Raw genomic sequence first — 21,580 nt, 5'->3', positions numbered from 1 at the left:
ACCGCATTTATTGCAAGTGCTCTAGTACCGAACACGGGTCTATAGCTCAGTTGGTTAGAGCGCACCCCTGATAAGGGTGAGGCCGGTGGTTCGAGTCCACCTAGACCCACCACTCTTGCATCGCAAAGGTTATCGGGGCCATAGCTCAGCTGGGAGAGCGCCTGCCTTGCACGCAGGAGGTCGTCGGTTCGATCCCGTCTGGCTCCACCACTTTCTGATTCATCCCGAATCGAAAGGCATTGCAATAAATGTCAACACCACGGTAACTTCAGAAGTCACCGCAAAGCAGCCCTTTGGGCTGCTTTGCACTGGCTTTTGTCAGTTCAACCTAAGTATCTAGGTCGTTCTTTAACAAAATGGAAAAATATCAAGGCGAAATGTATAACTGAGAAGATTATATATCTCAAGATTGATCGTTACGAGATTATAGACACGCTGTAACCCAAGTTTACCGCACAAAAGGTAGTAGACTGTTTCGGGTTATAGGATCAAGTGACTAAGCGTACACGGTGGATGCCTTGGCAGTCAGAGGCGATGAAGGACGTTATAGCATGCGATAAGCTACGGTTAGCCTGCAAATTGGCATTGACCCGTAGATTTCCGAATGGGGAAACCCACCACTTTTGTGGTATCCCGCAAGGGAGGCGAACGCAGGGAACTGAAACATCTAAGTACCTGTAGGAAAAGAAATCAACCGAGATTCCCCCAGTAGCGGCGAGCGAACGGGGACCAGCCGAATCTCTTTAATGTAGTGGAATGGTATGGAAAGGCCAGCGATACCGGGTGATAGCCCCGTACACGAAACGTTATAGAGGACATATTAAGTAGGGCGGGACACGTGAAATCCTGTCTGAAGATGGGGGGACCATCCTCCAAGGCTAAATACTACTGACTGACCGATAGTGAACCAGTACCGTGAGGGAAAGGCGAAAAGAACCCTGGTGAAGGGAGTGAAATAGAACCTGAAACCGTGTACGTACAAGCAGTGGGAGCCCTACGGGGTGACTGCGTACCTTTTGTATAATGGGTCAGCGACTTACTTTCAGTGGCAAGCTTAACCGATAGGGGAGGCGTAGCGAAAGCGAGTCTGAACAGGGCGTTCAGTCGCTGGGAGTAGACCCGAAACCGAGCGATCTATCCATGGCCAGGTTGAAGGTGCCGTAACAGGTACTGGAGGACCGAACCCACTCCCGTTGAAAAGGTAGGGGATGAGCTGTGGATAGGAGTGAAAGGCTAATCAAGCTCGGAGATAGCTGGTTCTCCTCGAAAGCTATTTAGGTAGCGCCTCGTGTATCACTCCTAGGGGTAGAGCACTGTTATGGCTAGGGGGGCTTGACCGCCTTACCAACCCATTGCAAACTCCGAATACTAGGAAGTGCGAGCACGGGAGACAGACAGCGGGTGCTAACGTCCGTTGTCAAAAGGGAAACAACCCAGACCGCCAGCTAAGGTCCCCAAATGGTGGCTCAGTGGGAAACGATGTGGGAAGGCACAGACAGCCAGGAGGTTGGCTTAGAAGCAGCCATCCTTTAAAGAAAGCGTAATAGCTCACTGGTCGAGTCGGCCTGCGCGGAAGATTCAACGGGGCTTAAGCCACCTACCGAAGCTGCGGACTTGAATTTATTCAAGTGGTAGAGGAGCGTTCTGTACGCCTGTGAAGGTGAACTGGAAAGTTTGCTGGAGGTATCAGAAGTGCGAATGCTGACATAAGTAACGACAAGACGGGTGAAAAACCCGTCCGCCGAAAGCCCAAGGTTTCCTGCGCAACGTTAATCGGCGCAGGGTTAGTCGGCCCCTAAGGCGAGGCAGAAATGCGTAGTCGATGGGAAACAGGTCAATATTCCTGTACTAATTTATACTGCGATGGGGGGACGGAGAAGGCTAGGACAGCAACCTATTGGATGGCTGTTTAAGCGTTTAGGTGGAATTCTTAGGCAAATCCGGGAATTCTTAACACTGAGGCGTAATGACGAAGTACCACGGTACTGAAGTGTTCGATGCCCTGCTTCCAAGAAAAGCCTCTAAGCTTCAGGTATAAATTAACCGTACCCCAAACCGACACAGGTGGGCTGGATGAGAATTCCAAGGCGCTTGAGAGAACTCGGATGAAGGAACTAGGCAAAATGGTACCGTAACTTCGGGAGAAGGTACGCCCACGCAAGTGGGCCGCAGAGACCAGGCCGCTGCGACTGTTTATCAAAAACACAGCACTCTGCAAACTCGAAAGAGGACGTATAGGGTGTGACGCCTGCCCGGTGCCGGAAGGTTAATTGATGGGGTTAGCGCAAGCGAAGCTCTTGATCGAAGCCCCGGTAAACGGCGGCCGTAACTATAACGGTCCTAAGGTAGCGAAATTCCTTGTCGGGTAAGTTCCGACCTGCACGAATGGCGTAACGATGGCGGCACTGTCTCCATCCGAGACTCAGTGAAATTGAAATCGCTGTGAAGATGCAGTGTACCCGCGGCTAGACGGAAAGACCCCGTGAACCTTTACTATAGCTTTGTATTGAACTTTGAACCTACTTGTGTAGGATAGGTGGGAGACTATGAAACCGGAACGCCAGTTCTGGTGGAGTCGTCCTTGAAATACCACCCTGGTATGTTCGGAGTTCTAACCCAGGCATCACAATGCCGGGGACAATACATGGTGGGTAGTTTGACTGGGGCGGTCTCCTCCTAAAGAGTAACGGAGGAGCGCGAAGGTGTGCTAATCACGGTCGGAAATCGTGAGGTTTGTGTAAAGGCATAAGCACGCTTGACTGCGAGACAGACAAGTCGAGCAGGTACGAAAGTAGGTCTTAGTGATCCGGTGGCTCTGAATGGAAGGGCCATCGCTCAACGGATAAAAGGTACTCCGGGGATAACAGGCTGATTCCTCCCAAGAGTCCATATCGACGGGGGAGTTTGGCACCTCGATGTCGGCTCATCACATCCTGGGGCTGAAGCAGGTCCCAAGGGTATGGCTGTTCGCCATTTAAAGTGGTACGCGAGCTGGGTTCAGAACGTCGTGAGACAGTTCGGTCCCTATCTGCCGTGGGCGTTGGAGATTTGAGGGAAGCTGACCTTAGTACGAGAGGACCGGGTTGGACGAACCTCTGGTGTTCCTGTTGTCACGCCAGTGGCATTGCAGGGTAGCTATGTTCGGACGGGATAACCGCTGAAAGCATCTAAGCGGGAAGCCCCTCCCAAGATGAGATCTCCCTGACCCCTTGAGGGTCCTAAAGGGCCGTTGGAGACTACGACGTTGATAGGCTGGGTGTGGAAGTGCAGTAATGTATGTAGCTAACCAGTACTAATTGCCCGTGAGGCTTGATCCTATAACCCAAAACGGTCTACGAGAGATATAAAATTAGACCTCAGTTATTAAGTATCCCTGATATTTTTCCAGATTAGGTCGAGAAGGCAGCCTAGGCATTCCCTTCTCAACCTTGCCAGTTTGCTTGGTGTCCATAGAGCTGTGGAACCACCTGATCCCATCCCGAACTCAGAAGTGAAACGCAGCATCGCCGATGGTAGTGTGGGGTCTCCCCATGTGAGAGTAGGTCAACGCCAAGCATCAATCCTAAAAGCCCCGTTAACGGTTTCCGTTACGGGGCTTTTTTTATGCTTGGAATTTGTAAAATGCAACACCATAAAAATGCCCGCATCAGCGGGCAAAGTTAGTTAACCATTTAGACACCCGTTTTAATGTCTGTTGAAACTGTTCATGTTGAACGGGTTTGGTCAAGTACGTGGATGCGCCAGCAATAACCCCCTGAACTTCATCCAATGGCGATGTTTTGCCACTTAGCATGATGATTGGGGTTTTTTTCATGGCTTTGCTAGAGCGCATTTTGCGGCAGACTTCGTAGCCATCAATACCGGGCATAATGACATCCAAGAATACCAAGTCATATTGCTTGTGTGCTGACTTTTCCAAAGCTTCTTCACCGGTTTCAGCAAATTCTGCTGCAATATTGGCGTGGCGTAGCTCTATTTCTAATTGTTTACGAATGGCTGCACTATCATCAACGACGAGTGCGGTATAACGGTAAGTTTCTGCTGATTCAGTCCCATTTTCTGGCACAACCGCTGTTGGAACAGGCATTTCCTGTACGACTATTTCTGGTTCTGTTGTTGTGCTAAGTTTGGAGGATGATTCTGTGGTGATGTCTGGATTCTCTGCTCTAATGACAGGGCGTGATTTGAGTAATTGTGCGGCATCGTCAATAGCCCGCATAACACGGGTCACTAACAGAGGGCGTTGCAATAAAATGTCATATGGCAGATCGGAGTCACCAATACGGATATGTACGGCGGTATTATTAGGTAGCTCGACTTCATCCAGTGTGATTACAATCTCAGAACACGCGATGTTGGGTTGCAAGTTGTAATGTTTGCCCTGCGATGCTCCAAATGTGACGACACGTTGAATAACTGCCTGATCTTTTTCGGGAAGCTCGAATAAACAAATGCCAATTGTTTCTTTTTCTGTGGTAAGCATGGGGTTTCTCTCTTTATCAGGCCGCAAGTTGTGTTTGCAGCCAGCGCTGTAATTGTTTGTGCAGGGTGTCGTAGTCAACCGGCTTAGTGAGGTATGCATCGACTCCCGCTTGTTGTGCCATATTGCGGTGCTTTTGCGTGCCACGCGAGGTGATCATAACAATTGGCAAGTGACGTTTTTCAGGCCAGATGCGGATGGCTTGCGTCATTTCTAAGCCATTCATGCGCGGCATTTCCAAGTCGGTTAACACCAGTTCTATTGCATGTTCATGCAATTGTTGCAGTGCTTCGAGACCGTCAACAGCGGTCATGGCTTGATGCCCCATTTGTTCCACCATGAGGCTAAGCGATTTACGGTTGCTGAGTGAATCGTCAACGATGAGGATGCGGGCGCGTTGTGCCGTTTTGTCGGTGCTGAGTGCTTGATTGCTTTTTAAGGTAAGCTGACCGTTTTCCAGATGACGCAAGATGCGCAATACGTCTAATACCGGCGCAACTGCACCATTGGCGAGGATACAAGCACCGCTGACGCCTTGAGCTAAGTTGAGCCAAGGCGCGAGACTTTTGACTACAATGTCGCGCGGTTGTTGGATTTCATCGACATATAACGCATAACTTTTCTGTTCACTGGCAATGATCAAGAGTGAATGGCCTTTGCGTAAGTCAGGTGCAGGTGCTTGCCAGCCGAGTAATTGCGATAGTTGCAGCACTTCCAGCGATTGCTCTTGGTGTTGAATGAACCAGTTTTCACCTTCAAATTGGTATTGATCGGGCGCGACATAGAGCAATTGCTGAATGGTATTGCTGGGAATGGCGACTAAATGATTGCCTGCGCGTACTAATAGGGCATTAGTGGCAATCAGCGTCAGTGGGACTTGGATGTGAATGGTTGTGCCTTGTCCCATTTGGCTGCTGATATGCAGCAAGCCTTGCAGGTCTTCAACGGCAGTTTGCACCACATCCATGCCCACACCACGCCCGGAAATATCGCTGACTTGATCGCGGGTGGTGAAGCCCGGTTGTAGAATCAGGCGTAAAATATCAGATTCGCTGAGTTTGGTATCCGGTTTAATCATGCCGCGTTCGATAGCTCGCGCTCGAATTTGCTCAGGGTTTAAGCCTTGCCCATCATCGCTCAAGGTGAGGTGAATTTGGTTGCCTTTTTGTTCAAAACGCAGCTCAATTTGACCTTCTGGCGATTTGCCTGCGACTTGGCGTGCTTCGGGTGTTTCGATACCGTGGTCAACTGCGTTGCGCAACATGTGCAACAGAGGGGCGTTTAGCCCTTGCAAGATGTCGGTATCCACTTGCAAGTTTTGCCCAATGATACTGATGTTGGCTTGCTTGTCGGTGCGGCGACACGTTTCCCGCACGGTGCGTTCTAAGCGTGTGACGATGGATTGCACCGGAATGAGACGGGTGCGTAAAATGGTTTCACTGAGTTGCCGTTGCAGGCGTTGTTGCTGATAAACCTGTTCCGAAATTTGGCGAATTTGCTGTTGCAGATTGCGGGTTAACTCACGGTTATCGGCAATGGACTCAGTGAGCAAATTAGAGGTGCTGTGTAAGTCGTTATAAGCTTCCAATTCCAATTGGTCAAAACCATCTGCCTGACTCAAGGTTGTAAAAGACTGATAGGTGGATGGCGAGTGCAAATTGCTGGATTGCTGGTCGATGGTTTCACTGAGTTCTTCTAGCATCTGGCGAATGCGTTCGTCTTGCTGTTGAAGCTGTTTGCCAAACGCTAATGTGTGTTGTGCTTGTTCGGCAATTTGACTGGTGGAGGTGATTAATTCCCCCGCCAAGTTGAGCAAGCGTTGTACGGTTTCCAGCGGAACACTCAAATGGGCGGCACTGCTGCGTGGCACTTCAGCATTGGGCGTGTTATTTGTGCTGGTTTCATCATCGGTGGTTAAACCCGACTGGGTGATGAAGTCGGGCAGAAGCAGCGGTGTTACCGGCAATAGTTCGGATATATCAGGCTCGGCGGCTTCTGCTGGTATTGTTTCAGTAAGGCGTAATTCCCAGGTATCCATCTCCACCAGTAAACTGTGGTATTCGTCCGGTAGCGGTTTGTGTTCTTGCAAATGGTCGAACAGGGTTTCGAGGCAATCAGCGCACGCGGCTAAGGTTGCGCCTAGACCATTGGGCAAATGCGGGTTAATGTCGAGTTCGAGAATATCTTCCAGTCGGTGAGTAAAGGCAGCAATCGCCTTGACACCGACAACGCCACTGGCTCCTTTGACCGTATGCGCCAGACGTGCCGCATGACGTTTTTGTTCTGGCGTATTATCACCTTGGGAAATCAGGTGAATTAGACGGGCGGCTTCGGCGATTTGCCCCGGCGTTTCTTGTAAATAGGCTTCCAACAATTCGGGGTGAATGTCAGCATCCCAAGCCAATGGGTTTTGTGCGACAGCGTTGCTTGGTGTCGTTACATCAATAGCGGCAACCGTAGCGAGGGTTTCTTCTTCAACAGGCGCTGGTTGCAGGGTATTAACGCGCAGGTTAACCAGCAAGTTTTCCAAAATATCCGGCTTGGGCGGTTCTGGCCAAGCTTCATTCATTAATTCGGCGGCAATGGCAGGCAAATGTGAGGGGTCTTCTGGTTCGCGCAGGGCAAAAGCAGCGAGTTCGATCCAGCCGAACAATTGCCCACTTTGCAGCAGTTCGAGGATGGCTTCCGGTAACATTTCCTGATAGCTAAGCAGCAGGTCGTGTATCCACTCTGCGGTTTGTGCCATACCCGCCATGCCGTACTGATGGGCAGCTTCAGACAGGCGTTGGTATTCGGCAACTATGGTGGCAGCAGTCGCGGCAATCTCTTCTGGCTCTTCCGCAAGCGGGTTGAGGCTGGAGAGTTGCAGGGCAACATCTTCCAGTACTTCGGCAAAGGCGCTGACATCATCCATGGCTTACGCATCCAGTTTGAAAACGTTAACCGATTTCACCAGACGTTGCCCGTATTCCGCCATGTTTTTGGTCAATCCGGTGAGGGACAGCAATTCTTTACCGGTGGATTGCGTGGCTTCCACGATGCGTTCGGCACGGGTTTGCAACGATTTACTGATGGCGACCTGTTCGGCTGAAGATTCGGCAATTTTTTCAACCGAAGCGACTAATTGGTTGGTGGCTTCGAGCGTGGCTTGCATTTGTTGTGCGGCTTCACTGGCAAGTGTTGAGCCGTTGACCACTTGCGCGATGGTGTTATCCATTGTGGCGATGGTGGTGTTGGCTTCTTGCTGAATATTGCGGACCAAGGTAGAAATCTGGTTGGTGGAATCCCGCGAGCTTTCCGCCAAACGTTGGATTTCTTCGGCGATCATCGAGAACCCGCGTCCTGCATCACCGGCAGCGGTGGCCTGCATACTGGCGTTGAGTGCCAGTACGGTGGTGCGTTCAGAAAGGTTGTTGATGAAGTCAATGATCTGGCTGATTTCTTGGGAACGTTCACCAAGGCGCTTCAAGCGTTTGCCGGTTTCTTGTACGGTATCGCGGATATTGGTGATGTTTTCCATACTGCGCGATACAGCTTCCTGCGCGTGACGGGTGGTGCTAGAGGTGGTATCGGCAACCTGATTGGCTTGTTGGGCAGAGGCGGCGATGCTGTCTAGGCGTTGTAAAATTGTGCCGAGTTGCGCGGTGGTTTCTTCCGCTTCCGATTGTTCCAGTTGCGCCAGCTTGTTGACAGCGAGGGCGTAGTGGTTAACGTCTTGTGAGGTGGTTTCGACGGAGGTGGCGACGTCACGGACTTGTTTAAGGACATCGGCAGTATCTTCGGCAAGCTGGTTAATCGCATCCGCCAGAGGGCCTGTCGCATCCTCCGTGACTCTGGCGCGAACGGTTAAGTCGCGCTCACTCAGATCGAATACGGCATTCAGCAATGCACCAACGGACTGGTTAAGTTGTTGGTGATCGTGGTCGATACGTGCTTGGGTGGTGATGCGGTCTTCGATCATTTGGTCGAAGTTTTGTCCGAGTTCTGCTAGTTCGTTTTTGCCTTCGAGTTCTACGCGGGCTTGTAAGTCGCCGTCGGCAATTTTCCTCATGGTGCCGATGAGCCGGTCAATAGAGTCAGCAATTGACTTGTAAATGAGGAAGCCTAAGGCAGCGGCAATCAGTGTGCCTAATAAAATCAAGACAATACTGGTAATTAGGAATGAGCCAACATTTTGTTGTGCCCCAATAAACGTTTCTTCTGCTTGCTGGATGTCACGTTCCACTTCTTGGTGAATGCTGTCACGCAAGGGTTTCGTGTCAGCGTTTAAATCATTTTGCAGGTAAAGTTCTAGTTTGCCACGGTCTTCTGTTTGCAGGAGTTCCTTTGCTTCTTTTATGACACCAAATAAATTATCGACTTCTTTGAAAGCTGTGAGCGTCTGTGGGTCTTCTGCTTGGCTAGTTTTTGCCGCTTTATAACTGGGGAGGATGCTGGTATTAAGATCCGACTCCAGTTTGGTTAAGGTTTTGAGTCCATCTTCCCAAGTACGACTACCAATTTGTACTTCATGGAGTAAGGCGATGTAATCACGTTGCATCCGACGAATCACTTTATTGCCTTTATCGATGGCAATGACACGGTTATTTACATCTTCCAATGCCAAACGGTTTTGATTGAGGGCGATAATCGCAAAAATACCTGTGATAAACAGGATGGCGAGTGGCACCAGAATGAGCGCATAAATGCGGCGAGCAACCGAGAGGTTGCTGAGGAAAGTGGCACGTTTCGTTGCCTGAGTTGCCATGGTTATCTCCCTTGCTTAGTCTGTTGTTGGCATTTTTTGTTGTTGGTCAAGCCAGTCACGCCAAGTGGAATCTTGCATGGCTAGCCATTTGTCGTTTAGGTAGTGGGTCATGACCACAAAGTCGGAGCCTTGATTATCATGGGTGAAATCCATATTCAACCCACCAAGGTCAAATTGTTGGCCTTTGAAGGTGGTTAACAGGTTAGCACGGGTAATAGGTTTACCTTCCGTTTCCAGTTGGCGCAGCCCATGTAGGAGTAGTTTGCCAACAATATAGCCTTCTTGCGAGACATAGCCGTAATCTTTACCTAATACAGTGCGTGCTTCTTGAACAATGGGCAGCTCACTGTCGGGTGGCGGTACAACTTGTGTCATGATTACCCGTTCTGTAATAGCAAATTTATTTAAGGTTTTACGAAAATCATCAGCGCCGGTGAAGGATACTGCGCTGAAAATCCACGGTTCGGCTTTACTGTTAGCGTAAGCGATGAAGCGAGCGATGGCTTCGTAAGTACCAACAGTGACAATTAGTTTACAATGGGTGTCGTGATTGATTTCCCATTCTTTTAGTGAGTCGTAGCCGTCACGGGCGATGAAGGTATTGCGGGTATAGACGCCAACAGGGGCGATGCCGTTGCGGGGAATGTTATCGCCTTGTAGTTTTAAGACTTTTTCAAGCGCTGCAACGACGTTTGTGGCATTCTCTTTTCCTTGTAGCGCATCCATAATACCTTGGACACCTGCCATGCCATAAGTATCGTTTTGCACATAAGCGCATACTTCAGTGGGTTGGATTCCGTTTTTCAAGGCAGCGTCGATGACTGCTTTAGTTTCCTGGACGTAGCTTGCACGGAAATTGATGATGTCGCCTTTGCCGGGGCGTAATAAACCAGCACCTGTAAAGAATCCCACTGCGGGTATTTTTTGCTGCTCTAGAATAGGCAACACTTTGTGGGCAGTCGGTGTGCCAACATTGCCAGCAAATAATAAGACTTTTTGTTCAATGAGCTTTTGGGTAGCTTCTACAGCTTTATCTGGGGTATAAGAGTCATTTTCTGCTAGAAACTTGAGAGAGTGGCCTGCAATAGTTTGATTATTGATAGCGGCTTCAATGCCTGCTTTCATGCCAAGTCCTAAGCCGCTAGAGCGGCCTTCCAAATCCATCACACCACCAATGAGAATCTCATTTGCACTGACACCATCTTCTGCATGAATAGTATTTGGGGTGCTCAAGAGCAAGCTCAAAATACTTGCCGTTATGAGTCGATATTTATTGTTGTTTTTCATATTTAAGTACACTCCTCCGGGGTTAATGGTTTAACTTCCTTGTGTGCGTTGTATGTAACGCAATAATTTTCCATGGTCAGCCGCTAATAATGGTTTACCTTGATGATGCAGACTATGGGGGATCCAGCTCGGTAAGTTGTCTGCGATTTGTGGGGTTAGGTCTGTGGAAGATAGCTTTAGCTGACGTGGGTAACCATCGCAGGTTAGTGCAATAGGTGAGAAATTCGGGTGTTGTATTAACAGTAATTGCGGTGTATTGCGAAAGGATTGGCCTTGTACAACGTGATGCATATTAATGATAGGGTGTAAATCGCCACGCAAACTGATTAACCCAGCACACCATGCTGGTGCAAAAGGAACAGGATAAATAACCTGCCCAGTCAATAATTCTGCTCTGACCTCTGCTTCTAGTAGGATCGTGTGCATTCCTACGCAATAACAAAAGCGATTCTCGATTAATTTCTCAGATGAAGTTTGCACCTATCTGTCCCTCTATTATTCCTTGGGTAACGCACCTGCCAGCTTCTTTGCTCGACATGTGCCAGTTATTTTTTATTGTTGGAATCATCAATCGTGGTTGGTATTCACAGTTTCTTGATTTGTGCCAGCACCTCAGCGTCAGTATACGGTTTAACGATATAGTCAGTAGCACCTAGTTTTTGCGCCCACTGTTTGTCCACAGGATTGGATTTGCTGGAAACCATGATCACAGGAATGGTTTGGGTAGCAGGGTTACGTTTGATGGCACGACACGCCTGATAACCATCACCATCATCCATGATAATATCCAGCAAAATGAGGTCGGGTTGTTGTGATTCTGCTAAGGCTTTTGCTTCGTTGCCGGACTGTGCAGCAATGACCTGATAGCCAGCAGATTCAAGGATGTGGGTAAGATTCAGACGTTCTGTATTGGAGTCATCAGCAATCAGTATCTTGCGAATCATCATGGGTGCTCTTCCTTAGTACACTCAACGGGGTAAAACTGCCAGTATCGTTTATAGTCAATCGGTTCACTTTAAGCAATCAAATTTCTATGAATGGGGTCGGTTTGCTGATGCTTGCGTAAATGCCTTGTTGTTGGCGGGTAATTCGGTCATAATTCCGCGTCCTTCGCAATGGTGGCCTGCATTGGTTCTCCCGCGACGATAAGTAGTGAACCTTGTCAGGCCCGGAAGGGAGCAGCAACAGCTACTGATTCGGGCGCCGGGATGCGGCTGGTGCAGGCTGCCACCACTCTAAAATTCTACGAATACCTCATGAGTTATCAAGTACTTGCACGAAAATGGCGGCCTCAGGACTTCCAGCAAATGGTGGGTCAGGCGCATGTATTGCGAGCCTTGATGAATGCTTTGGAAGGCGATGATGGGCAGCAACGGCTGCATCACGCTTATTTGTTCACCGGCACGCGCGGGGTAGGAAAAACCACGCTTGCCCGAATCTTTGCCAAATGCCTCAACTGCGAAACCGGTGTTACCGCTAAACCGTGTGGCGAATGCCGCAGTTGCCGCGAAATTGCCGAAGGGCGTCACGTTGACCTGATCGAAGTCGATGCGGCTTCTCGCACCAAGGTCGAAGATACCCGCGATTTGTTGGACAATGTGCAATACGCCCCGACTCGTGGACGTTTCAAGATTTACCTGATCGACGAAGTGCACATGCTCTCCGGTCACAGCTTCAACGCGCTGTTGAAAACGCTGGAAGAGCCGCCGCCGCATGTCAAATTCCTGTTTGCCACCACTGATCCGCAGAAATTACCGGTCACGATTTTGTCGCGTTGCCTGCAATTCAATCTGAAACGAATGCCGGTGGATATGATCAGCGGGCATTTGGCGAATGTGTTGGAGCAGGAAAATATTCCCTTCAGCGAAAGCGCCTTGCGCTTATTGGCGCGTGCAGCAGATGGCAGTATGCGCGATGCACTGAGCCTGACTGATCAGGCAATCGTTGCCGGTGGTGGGGCAGTGAGTGAAGACGAAGTGCAGGATATGCTGGGTTTGTTGCCGCACGAGCATTTACTCGCCTTGTTGCAAGCCATCGCGGATGACGATGGGGTTGGGATGCTGGCAACGGTTGAGCAAATGGCGCAACTCACCACCGATTTTACGGCGGCGGCGGATGGTTTCATTGCGTTATTGCATAGCATAGCGGTGCAGCAAATCGTGCCAGCCGATGAAGCGGATGCGGATATTGCGCAGATGGCGAAATTGCTGTCACCGGCAGATGTGCAGTTGTATTATCAGATGGCATTGTATGGGCGACGGGATTTGCCCTTAGCACCCGATCCGCGTGGCGGGTTTGAGATGCTGCTGTTGCGGATGCTGGCGTTTCGGCTGGATGATGGCAAATCTCAAGCACACTCAACACCGGTTGAGAAAAAAAAAATTGTAATTGAAACGCTACGGGAGAAAGAAACCCCTCCCAACCTCCCCATGTCAGGGGAGGAGCAAGAAGCCGTCACTGCTTCACCTCTTGCTCCCTTCCCTGATAAGGGGAAGGCTGGGGAGGGGTTTCTTTCCACTAACGACTGGCATACCCTCTACCCTCAGCTCAATCTTTCCGGCATGGCGCTGCCTTTAGCGCAACATTGTTTGCTGGAAAGTGTTACTGACGATCAAATTACGCTGTTGCTGGATGAAAGCGGTGCAACCTTGCAAAGTGAATCTGCCGAAGCGCAATTGGCAGCGGCGTTGGCAAAACATTACGGGCGTTCGCTCAAGTTAAATTTTCACGTTAGTGTTGTCACCGAAGAAACCCCTGAAAAGCGTACCTTGCGCGAAGCGGCGGAACAGCAGAAGGCAGCCGAAGCAGCGATTAACAACGACCCGTTCGTGCAGCAATTGCAAGAGGCTTTTGGCGCAGTTATCGTACCGGGAAGCATCCGCCCGCGCACAAATGCCAGTTAGTGTAGTAAACTGCCAGCTATTGAACACAATGAGGATACACATACCATGATGGGTAAAGCCGGACTTGGCGGCCTGATGAAGCAGGCGCAAAAAATGCAAGAAAATATGCAAAAGGCGCAAGAAGAAATTGCGGCGATGGAAGTGCCGGGGCAATCCGGTGGCGGTTTGGTGTCGGTCGTGATCAACGGCAAGCACGAATGCAAGCGTGTCACCATCGACCCTAGCTTGTTTGAAGACGATAAAGACATGGTGGAAGACTTGGTAACAGCCGCGTTCAATGATGCTGTGCATAAGCTGGAAGAAGCCTCGAAGGAGCGCATGGCAGGCGTAACAGCGGGAATGCCGATGCCTCCTGGCTTCAAGATGCCGTTCTAAAATGAGCGAATCCTCGCTGCTGAAAGAATTGGTGGATGCGTTGCGTTGCCTGCCCGGTATCGGTTCACGCACCGCGCAGCGCATGGCGTTCCATTTGCTGGAAAATGACCGACGCAGCGGTGAACGGCTTGCTGATGTCATGGGGCGGGCGATGCGTGACATTAAGCATTGCTCACGTTGCCGCACCCTCACCGAACACGATACCTGCCGCATTTGCGCGAATCCGGCACGGCAACCGCAATTGCTGTGCGTGGTGGAACACCCTTCCGACGTGGTGGCGGTGGAACAAGCGACCGGCTATCGCGGTTACTATTTCGTATTAGGCGGACGCTTGTCGCCGTTGGATGGCATTGGCCCCGAAGACATTGGCTTGGATTTGCTGGAGGCGCGGCTGGATGAGGGCGAAGTGCAAGAGCTGATTCTTGCCACCAACCCAACCGTCGAAGGCGAAGTCACCGCGCATTACATCAGCGAACTCGCCGCCAAACGCGGCATTCCTGCATCACGCATTGCGCACGGCGTACCAATGGGTAGCGAACTCGAATACGTCGATAGCGGAACCCTTTCCCACGCCTTTGAAGGACGGAGAAAATACTGATGAGCAATTGTTTATTCTGCCGCATTGTTGCAGGTGACATTCCGGCAAAGCGGGCGTATGAAGATGAAGATGTCATCGCGTTTTACGACATTAACCCGCAAGCGCCGCTGCATGTGCTGATTATTCCGCGTAAACACATTGCGATGATCAACGACATTCAGCCCGAAGATGCGGTATTGATCGGCAAGTTATATTTGGCGGCGAAGAAAATTGCGGCGGATGCGGGTTACGCGGATGAAGGCTACCGCGTGGTGATGAATTGTGGCGCGGACGCGGGGCAAAGCGTGTTCCACATTCATTTGCATTTGTTGGCGGGGCGGGCGTTGAGCTGGCCGCCGGGCTAAACGTTGGAGAAGATGTCGGGCTGAAGCCCGACCTACAGAATAAGGGCTAACCATGAAAATCCATTCAGGCATTGTTTTGTGCCTTTTTTCTCTGTGGCTTGGGGGCTGCGGGGAAGATAAACCGCCATCCGTCACTTTACCTACCGTCGATAAATTCGCGGATACCAGCACCTTGGCGCAAGCTGTGCCGCGTGAACAACTGCATTCCAGCATTCCGGCACTTGCTGATTACTGGCAGCGGGTGCAAACGGCATTGCAAGCCGATCCGCCGATCTTGGTGTTAAACGACAAAGAATTGCCGGAAGCGAATGCCCAACTGGCGCAAAAGCTGGCAGTCGCCAACCCTGAATTTCTCAAATTTACCCGTGATGAAAAAACCAACGCGCCGTTGCGCAATGAAATCATGACGGTGCGTAAAGCCCTGCCAGCGGATTTCAATGGCAACGCGGGGCCGTGTGCGCAGGCAGAATGTTGGCGGGTGGAGATGTATGACCATTTCCACAATGCCTCTACGATTGCGTTTGCGGATGTGAGTAAGCAGCAAGTGTTGGGGGTGAGTCGCCAGAATTACGCGCAGCCGGATTTGTCGCCGCGCTTGGTGGAATTAGCCTCGGCGATTGCGGGGGCAGCACCCGAAGTGCAGGCGATTTTGCAGGATAGAAACCGTCAGCCAGATAAGAAAGAGTTCAAAACCGCGTTGCAAGATTCGATGTGTGAACGTTCGCACCATCTGTGTGTTGCGCCAACTTATGTGTTTGAAAACGATGCATTGTGGGCAATCGTTGATTTGACCGATGGCAAGCTGGTGGGGACGCGCTGGACGGATTTGGGCGCAAGTGGCCCCAAAACCGTGGTGACAGAACGCAGTCTGGAAAATGAAACCACCTTTCGCAATTTCTGCGAAAAGGTGAATAGCCTGTCGCAGTCGGGTTGGGATATGGATTATGTGATTACTGGATCAGACGGTTTGCAGCTTTCCAATGTGAAATTCAACGGTAAACAGGTGCTGAAGAGCGCTAAGGTGTTGGATTGGCATGTGAGTTATTCGACGCGGGAAGGCTTTGGCTATAGCGATGCGATTGGTTGTCCGCTGTTCAGTGCGGCGGTGGTGATTGCGTATAACGGGCCGAAAACCGAGCCGATTATGCAGAATGGGCAGGAAGTGGGGTTTGCGGTGGTGCAGGATTTCCGTCAACCGCCTTGGCCTACGCCGTGCAATTACCGTTACGTGCAGCGCTTTGAGTTTTATAAGGATGGGCGTTTTCGGGTGGCGCAAGCCGATTTCGGACGTGGTTGCGGAACGGATGGGACGTACCGTCCGGTGGTGCGGATTGATTTGGATGCGGGCGGCGCGGGCAGCGCGGATACGATTGCGGAATGGAATGGCGCAGATTGGAGCGCGTGGGATAAGGAACAATGGCGTTTGCAGGATGATGCTAAGTTTACCAACGAAGGTTATCAGTATCGGGTGACGGGGCAGGATGGTGCGGGGTTCTACGTCGAACCGGGGCGTGGGCAGTTTGGGGATGGCGGGCGTGGCGATAAGGCGTTTACGTATTTCAGTGTGTATAAGCCGGAAGAGGGCGAACAGGATACAGTGACGTTGGGGACGTGCTGCAATAAGGATTATCAGCAAGGCCCGGAGCATTTCATTGAGCCAGCCGAACCGTTGCAGGGTAAGGATACGGTGCTGTGGTATGTGCCGCAGATGAAGAATGATGGCAATCCCGGCAGTGAATATTGCTGGGCAGATACGCGGGTCAAAGATGGCGTGGCGAATGTGGAGGTTTGGCCGTGCTGGTCGGGGCCGATGTTTACGCCAGTGAAGGGGGCTTCGTGATGCGTAAGATTAGCGTGTTAATGCTAGCTGGCTTGCTACTGAGTGCTTGCGGCGAGCCAGATATGGGCAACTTTAAACCGGGAGTGGCGAACGCTTGCCAAGCGATGCCTGCTTTCATCAGCAAAACTGGGCTGGGGGCGCAGGTGGCGATTGATACCCAGCAGCGTGGTTATACGGGTTTGCGTTTGTTGAATGTGCAGAGTGGGCAGGCGTGGCAACATCCGAGCTGGGATGATGCGGGGCACGTTGGCGCGTTCGCACGGGATAAGGCGGGGAATATTTACGTTGCGCCGACACCGGACGTAAGTCTTGCCGAGAATCCGCCCGCGTTGCAGAACCGTATTTATAAAATTGACGCGCAAACGGGCGAGATGGCGTTGTGGCTGGAATTACCAGCGGTTGCGCCGCCATCGCCGTCTAACCCGTTTGGCACGATGGGGCTGTTTTACGATTGCGATACCGACAGTTTGTATGCGAGTTCGCTGGCAGGCTCGACCCCCAAACAGGCTAACGGGCGCATTTATCGGGTGGATATGGCAAGCAATGCGGTGGTCAGCCAATTGGAGGGGACGGATGCCATCGGCGTGGGGGTATTCAACGGGGCGGAACACAAGCGGCTGTATTTTGGGTCAGCGCGGTCGTCAGATGTGTATTCGGTGGCATTGGATACGCACGGGGATTTTACGGACGACTTGCGCCATGAGTTTGCGTTGGCAACCTTGCCGGATGGGAATTCTACCAGTGTGCGCAAGATTGAGTTTGCTGAGCGGCAGGGGCAGTACGTGATGCAGGCGAAGGAAACGGAGTTTGGGTTTCGTTTGCTGGCGGAAAATAATCCGCACAAACGGGCGTACCGTTTTAGTTACCAAGCGGGGCAAGACCGTTGGCAGTTTGTCGCGGCTACGCCAGAGGGTGGTGAGTAGGGTTTGAAACAGTTACCATAAAATCTATCTAAATCTATTCAAGCTTTATCATTTTGGTTAGGTTTATAAAAGCGTAGTGCCGTTTATCCGTAAAAGATAGCAGCAAAAGCACGGATGACTAGACAACTATCACACCGTGCTGCATTCTGTTTGCCATGATCATCAGCCACAAAATCCGCCTTGACCCCAACCATAAGCAAGCGACGTACTTGGCGAAAGCCGCTGGTACAGCACGGTTCGCCTACAACTGGGCGTTGGCAGAATGGCAAACCCAATACACGGCATGGAAGGAAGACAACACTCAGCCAAAACCCAACCAAATGCGCTTGCGCCGCCAATTGAACGCCATCAAACGCGCACAATTCCCCTGGATGCTGGAAGTCACCAAAAACGCCCCACAAATGGCAATTATCCAACTCGGCGCAGCTTTCAAGAACTTCTTTGCGGGGCGAGCCAAGTACCCGCAATTCAAAAAGAAAGGTAAAAGCCGCGACAGTTTCACCCTCACCAACGACCAGTTCAGCCTTGACGGTTGCCGCATCCGCATTCCCAACCTTGGGGTAGTACGGATGCGGGAAACGTTACGCTTTTCCGGCAAAATCCTCTCTGCCACGGTTTCTCGCACCGCTGACCAGTGGTTCGCCAGCATCACCGTGGATACCGACCAACATCATCTCCCGCCTGCCAAAAACCAAGGCACGGTAGGGGTGGATTTGGGCGTATCTGCACTGGCAACCCTATCAACGGGGGAAAAAGTGGTTGGGGCAAAGCCGCATAAAGCCTTGCTTTCCCGCCTAAAACGGCTCTCGCGCAGCCTGTCCCGCAAGGTCAAAGGCAGTGCCAACCGTCACAAGGCGAAGCAGAAGCTGGCAACACTTCACGCACGTATTGCCAACATTCGCCAAGACAGTTTGCACCAACTCACTACGGATTTAACCCGCCGTTTTCACACCATCGGCATTGAAGATTTGAACGTGTCGGGTATGGTGAAAAACCGTCATTTATCCCGTGCCATCAGTGACATGGGATTCTTTGAGTTCCGGCGGCAACTGGAATACAAGGCGGAAATGCGCGGTGCGGTGGTCGTGGTGGCTGATCGGTTTTTTGCCTCCAGCAAAACCTGTTCTGTTGCTGGCTGTGAGCATAAAGTGGAGAAGCTGCCACTGTCGGTACGTGAATGGACTTGCCCCGTTTGCGGTGCAGTCCATGACCGTGACATCAATGCCGCCAAGAATTTAGAAGAATACGCCGTGAGTTACACGGTGTCTGCCTGTGGAGGGGAAGGCTCTGGTCTTGGGCGCAAGCCGAAGACGAAACCAGCCCCCGTGAAGCAGGAATTCAACACCATGACTACTTTTAGTTAGCTATAGGTAGATTTGGGTAGGTTTGAAATAACGGTTTGAGGATTTGCTTGGCATGACTACCGTTCTTCGGGTTTTGGTTCAGCCGTTATACTGATAAGTGGTATCTTCTCGAAATTAAAATTATCCATTCTAAAAATTATAATGAGTTGGGCTATGAAAAAAAAATCACCTTCACCGTCATGGTATCGCCTAGGGCTGGGTTTGCCGTTTGCACTCGCTTTGCTTCCGACGGCTGTTCACGCGGCCTGTAATACGGGGGATGTGGGTGGGGTTGCTTATCTTGAATTGCCGGTTGCGCCGGGCAGTACTGCTGCCAACGTTTACGGTCAACGCGAAGCCAACGAGCCGGGGCTGGCTGGTATCAAGGTCAAAGTGGTTGATGCAGCGGGGGCAGAACAGGCTGTGACAACTGATGCAACTGGGGCATGGTCGGCTACCGCGCCTGCCTTCCCGGTGCGGGTTGAATTCTTGTGGGATCAGGCATGGCTAAAAAGCACGGTAAGTGGTGCGGGCAGTAATACCTCTGTGCAGTTTATTGACGCCAGCAATTGCAATGTTACCTTTGGGGCGCATAACCCGGATGATTATTCCGACACTGCCACCCCGTTTTACATTACCAACCTGCAACAAAATGGCTCTGGGGTGGGTAATACTGCGCCTAGTATCCAGAATGTCCGCTATGCTGATACAGGTTTGAATGCGGCTTTTAAGGATAATAAGGGTACGCAGGGAACGGGGCCTATTCCTTCCAGTAGTGCGGCGGTTCAGCAGGTTGGCTCTATCTGGGGTAAGGCATTCCAGAAAAATACCCAACGCTTGTTCGCTTCGACGGTACTTCAGCGCCATATCGGGTTTGCACCGACCGGGGACGCAGGCTCCATTTATGTGATGGATTATGCCAGTGGAACGCCGGGAACCTTCCTTGGTTCATTTAGCTTGCAAGGCAAAACACCCGCTAATGGCGGGGCTGCGCTTGATTTTGGTACGGTTTGCCGTAGTGCTGCGTGTGCTGCCGATGCGGGCAATACCGGACGTGAACTCGACTATACGCTGGATGCCAGCCCGGCTAACCCGAATATTGACCTAGATGCCTTCGCCAAAGTGGGCAAAATGAGTGTGGGCGATCTGGATATTGATCAGTCAGCCAATACCTTGTGGCTCACCAACCTGCATCAAAAAAGCCTGGTTTCCGTGGATGTGAAGGATGGTTTTGCGGCTTTGCCGGGAACGGTGAACCAGTACCTGATTGGCAGTTTGCCGGGTGTGCCTGCTTGTACGGGCGGGGAGTTGAGACCGTGGGCATTGAGCATTCATCAGGGGCGTGGCTATCTGGGGGCGGTGTGTGATGCCTTAACCTCGCAAAATACGGCGGATATGACGGCGCATGTGTTGTCATTTGATCTTAAAACACCAGCGGATGGCTTTACCAGTGAGATCAGTTTCCCCTTGAACTACGCCAAGGATGGGGGTAACTGGAACCCGTGGTCAGATACCGATAAAAAAGTTGGGACTAACTGGAAAAAATATATTCAGCCTATTTTGTCGGATATTGAGTTTGATGAAGGCAACAATATGTACGTGGCATTCCTTGACCGTTACGGTTTACAGGGCGGTTTTTATAACTTTGCGCCTAAATCGGGGCTTACCGATTTATGGGGCGACGCTAACGACCGAGAAAAAACCCAGTCATTGGGTGAAATCCTGAAAGTGTGCAATAGCGCCGGTGGTTTTAAGCTGGAAGGCACGGCTGATTGTCCAGCGGGTAATTATGGCACGGAGTTTTTCAACGATCAGGCCGGTGATAGTGCTGCTGATGGTTCAAGTGGTGCGATGGCTTTGCTCAAGGGTAGCCAGCAGTTGTTGTTGAGTCTGGTAGATCCGCATCCTGAAGGCGCAACAGGAGAGCCTTACTGGTCTACACAAGGCACGAACACCCTGAGTACCGCAAACGGGGCAATCAACAACTGGTATAGCAATATGTATTCCGGGAATAAGGAGATTGGCTATAACGGTAAATCCCACAGTATGGGTGATATTGAGCTGTTAACCGCTGCTGCCCCGATCGAAGTGGGCAACCGCGTAGGAAAGATACCGACAACGACGGTATTCAGGATGCAGACGAACCGGGCATTGACGGCGTAGACGTGGTGCTGACCTGCGGCACGGATACGGCAACGGTCAAGACCGCGAACGGCGGGCAGTTCCTGTTCTCTAATAAAACCAACGCCATCTTCATGGGGGCGGGCGAAAGCTGCAAAATCACTGTTGCCAGTGGACAAACGCCGCTGGATGGCTTGAGCGTGACCACTCAGAATGCGGATACCGCCACCGATAATAATCCGCTGACTGACGTGCGCGACTCCGATGCGACCACCACAGGCGAGATTGCGTTTACGGTTGGTGGTGCAGGTGAAAACAACCACGCGCTGGATATTGGCTATAAATCAGCACCTGCGCAAACAGATGTGAAGCTGACTAAAGAAGTCATGCCTGCCACCGCTAAGCATGGTGATGCCGTGGTTTACACCCTGACTGTCACCAACGAAAGTAATAGTGCGGCAACGGGGGTAGAAGTTACGGAGCAATTGCCAGTAGGTGTCCAGTACGTCAGTGATGACAGCCCTGGTGCTTATGTCACTGCTACCGGAACTTGGACTGTCGGCGAATTGGCAGCAAAGGCAAGCAAAACCATTACTATTTCCGTATTGGTTAAATAGTG

Annotated in this window: 14 protein-coding genes, 2 tRNA genes, 2 rRNA genes and 1 other RNA gene; 14 read left to right on the top strand and 5 right to left on the bottom strand. The window is 51.2% G+C overall.

From position 1 onward, the window contains the following. Positions 1-35: 35 nt before the first annotated feature. From QJT81_17185 to rrf, 4 genes are all read left to right on the top strand, one after another. Positions 36-112: transfer RNA gene (locus tag QJT81_17185), tRNA-Ile, on the top strand. Between the two features lie 22 nt (positions 113-134). After that, positions 135-210: transfer RNA gene (locus tag QJT81_17180), tRNA-Ala, on the top strand. Positions 211-486: 276 nt separating this feature from the next. After that, positions 487-3,317: ribosomal RNA gene (locus QJT81_17175) — 23S ribosomal RNA — on the top strand. A gap of 122 nt (positions 3,318-3,439) precedes the next feature. Next, positions 3,440-3,555, top strand: a 5S ribosomal RNA gene (rrf, locus tag QJT81_17170). A 91-nt stretch (positions 3,556-3,646) separates the two neighbouring features. Here the strand turns inward: rrf and QJT81_17165 are convergent. From QJT81_17165 to QJT81_17145, 5 genes are all read right to left on the bottom strand, one after another. Beyond that, positions 3,647-4,483 carry a response regulator gene (locus QJT81_17165; GenBank protein ID WGZ93513.1) on the bottom strand — a complete coding sequence of 279 codons (837 nt, stop codon included), beginning with the start codon at positions 4,481-4,483 and terminating at the stop codon, positions 3,647-3,649. Between the two features lie 16 nt (positions 4,484-4,499). Continuing rightward, the gene (locus tag QJT81_17160; protein WGZ93512.1) at positions 4,500-7,394 is read right to left on the bottom strand and encodes a response regulator; all 2,895 of its coding nucleotides are present in this window, start codon (positions 7,392-7,394) and stop codon (positions 4,500-4,502) included. A gap of 3 nt (positions 7,395-7,397) precedes the next feature. Then, a complete protein-coding gene (locus QJT81_17155; protein ID WGZ93511.1) occupies positions 7,398-9,227 on the bottom strand; it encodes a methyl-accepting chemotaxis protein in 1,830 nt (609 codons plus the stop codon). A 15-nt stretch (positions 9,228-9,242) separates the two neighbouring features. After that, the gene (locus tag QJT81_17150) at positions 9,243-10,514 is read right to left on the bottom strand and encodes an ABC transporter substrate-binding protein (protein WGZ93510.1); all 1,272 of its coding nucleotides are present in this window, start codon (positions 10,512-10,514) and stop codon (positions 9,243-9,245) included. A 584-nt stretch (positions 10,515-11,098) separates the two neighbouring features. Then, positions 11,099-11,461: a response regulator gene (locus QJT81_17145; GenBank protein ID WGZ93509.1), complete on the bottom strand. Its 363-nt coding sequence runs from the start codon at positions 11,459-11,461 to the stop codon at positions 11,099-11,101. Between the two features lie 179 nt (positions 11,462-11,640). Here QJT81_17145 and ffs point away from each other — a divergent pair. From ffs to QJT81_17095, 10 genes are all read left to right on the top strand, one after another. After that, positions 11,641-11,737: signal recognition particle sRNA small type (ffs, locus tag QJT81_17140), an RNA gene on the top strand. Between the two features lie 33 nt (positions 11,738-11,770). Further along, positions 11,771-13,417 carry a DNA polymerase III subunit gamma/tau gene (dnaX, locus tag QJT81_17135; GenBank protein WGZ93508.1) on the top strand — a complete coding sequence of 549 codons (1,647 nt, stop codon included), beginning with the start codon at positions 11,771-11,773 and terminating at the stop codon, positions 13,415-13,417. A 48-nt stretch (positions 13,418-13,465) separates the two neighbouring features. After that, positions 13,466-13,792, top strand: a complete 327-nt coding sequence (locus QJT81_17130) for a YbaB/EbfC family nucleoid-associated protein (protein ID WGZ96509.1) — start codon at positions 13,466-13,468, stop codon at positions 13,790-13,792. Position 13,793: 1 nt separating this feature from the next. Beyond that, complete coding sequence (recR, locus tag QJT81_17125; protein WGZ93507.1) at positions 13,794-14,390, top strand: recombination mediator RecR; 597 nt, start codon at positions 13,794-13,796, stop codon at positions 14,388-14,390. Beyond that, entirely contained in the window at positions 14,390-14,734 is a 345-nt protein-coding gene (locus QJT81_17120) for a histidine triad nucleotide-binding protein (protein ID WGZ93506.1), read from the top strand. Before recR ends, QJT81_17120 begins: the two co-directional genes overlap by 1 nt. A gap of 52 nt (positions 14,735-14,786) precedes the next feature. After that, entirely contained in the window at positions 14,787-16,574 is a 1,788-nt protein-coding gene (locus QJT81_17115; protein ID WGZ93505.1) for a hypothetical protein, read from the top strand. Next, on the top strand, positions 16,574-17,497 hold the full coding sequence (locus tag QJT81_17110) for a hypothetical protein (protein WGZ93504.1): 924 nt from the start codon (positions 16,574-16,576) through the stop codon (positions 17,495-17,497). Before QJT81_17115 ends, QJT81_17110 begins: the two co-directional genes overlap by 1 nt. A 155-nt stretch (positions 17,498-17,652) precedes the next feature. Continuing rightward, on the top strand, positions 17,653-18,861 hold the full coding sequence (locus QJT81_17105; GenBank protein ID WGZ93503.1) for an RNA-guided endonuclease TnpB family protein: 1,209 nt from the start codon (positions 17,653-17,655) through the stop codon (positions 18,859-18,861). Between the two features lie 153 nt (positions 18,862-19,014). Next, a complete protein-coding gene (locus tag QJT81_17100) occupies positions 19,015-21,003 on the top strand; it encodes a hypothetical protein (GenBank protein ID WGZ93502.1) in 1,989 nt (662 codons plus the stop codon). 2 nt (positions 21,004-21,005) lie between these two features. Then, positions 21,006-21,578, top strand: a complete 573-nt coding sequence (locus QJT81_17095; GenBank protein ID WGZ93501.1) for a DUF11 domain-containing protein — start codon at positions 21,006-21,008, stop codon at positions 21,576-21,578. The last annotated feature ends 2 nt before the right edge of the window (positions 21,579-21,580 follow it).

Origin of the sequence: Candidatus Thiothrix putei, from assembly GCA_029972225.1 — a bacterium.
Taxonomy (GTDB): Bacteria; Pseudomonadota; Gammaproteobacteria; order Thiotrichales; family Thiotrichaceae; genus Thiothrix; species Thiothrix putei.
Note: the sequence above shows the minus strand (reverse complement) of the source record. Positions and strands in the feature narration are given on the sequence as shown.

Bases quoted from the DNA above. Each gene is read 5' to 3' on its own strand.
- QJT81_17165 (WGZ93513.1), bottom strand. From the start codon at position 4,483: ATGCTTACCACAGAAAAAGAAACAATTGGCATTTGTTTATTCGAGCTT.
- QJT81_17160 (WGZ93512.1), bottom strand. From the start codon at position 7,394: ATGGATGATGTCAGCGCCTTTGCCGAAGTACTGGAAGATGTTGCCCTG.
- QJT81_17155 (WGZ93511.1), bottom strand. From the start codon at position 9,227: ATGGCAACTCAGGCAACGAAACGTGCCACTTTCCTCAGCAACCTCTCG.
- QJT81_17150 (WGZ93510.1), bottom strand. From the start codon at position 10,514: ATGAAAAACAACAATAAATATCGACTCATAACGGCAAGTATTTTGAGC.
- QJT81_17145 (WGZ93509.1), bottom strand. From the start codon at position 11,461: ATGATGATTCGCAAGATACTGATTGCTGATGACTCCAATACAGAACGT.
- dnaX (WGZ93508.1), top strand. From the start codon at position 11,771: ATGAGTTATCAAGTACTTGCACGAAAATGGCGGCCTCAGGACTTCCAG.
- QJT81_17130 (WGZ96509.1), top strand. From the start codon at position 13,466: ATGGGTAAAGCCGGACTTGGCGGCCTGATGAAGCAGGCGCAAAAAATG.
- recR (WGZ93507.1), top strand. From the start codon at position 13,794: ATGAGCGAATCCTCGCTGCTGAAAGAATTGGTGGATGCGTTGCGTTGC.
- QJT81_17120 (WGZ93506.1), top strand. From the start codon at position 14,390: ATGAGCAATTGTTTATTCTGCCGCATTGTTGCAGGTGACATTCCGGCA.
- QJT81_17115 (WGZ93505.1), top strand. From the start codon at position 14,787: ATGAAAATCCATTCAGGCATTGTTTTGTGCCTTTTTTCTCTGTGGCTT.
- QJT81_17110 (WGZ93504.1), top strand. From the start codon at position 16,574: ATGCGTAAGATTAGCGTGTTAATGCTAGCTGGCTTGCTACTGAGTGCT.
- QJT81_17105 (WGZ93503.1), top strand. From the start codon at position 17,653: ATGATCATCAGCCACAAAATCCGCCTTGACCCCAACCATAAGCAAGCG.
- QJT81_17100 (WGZ93502.1), top strand. From the start codon at position 19,015: ATGAAAAAAAAATCACCTTCACCGTCATGGTATCGCCTAGGGCTGGGT.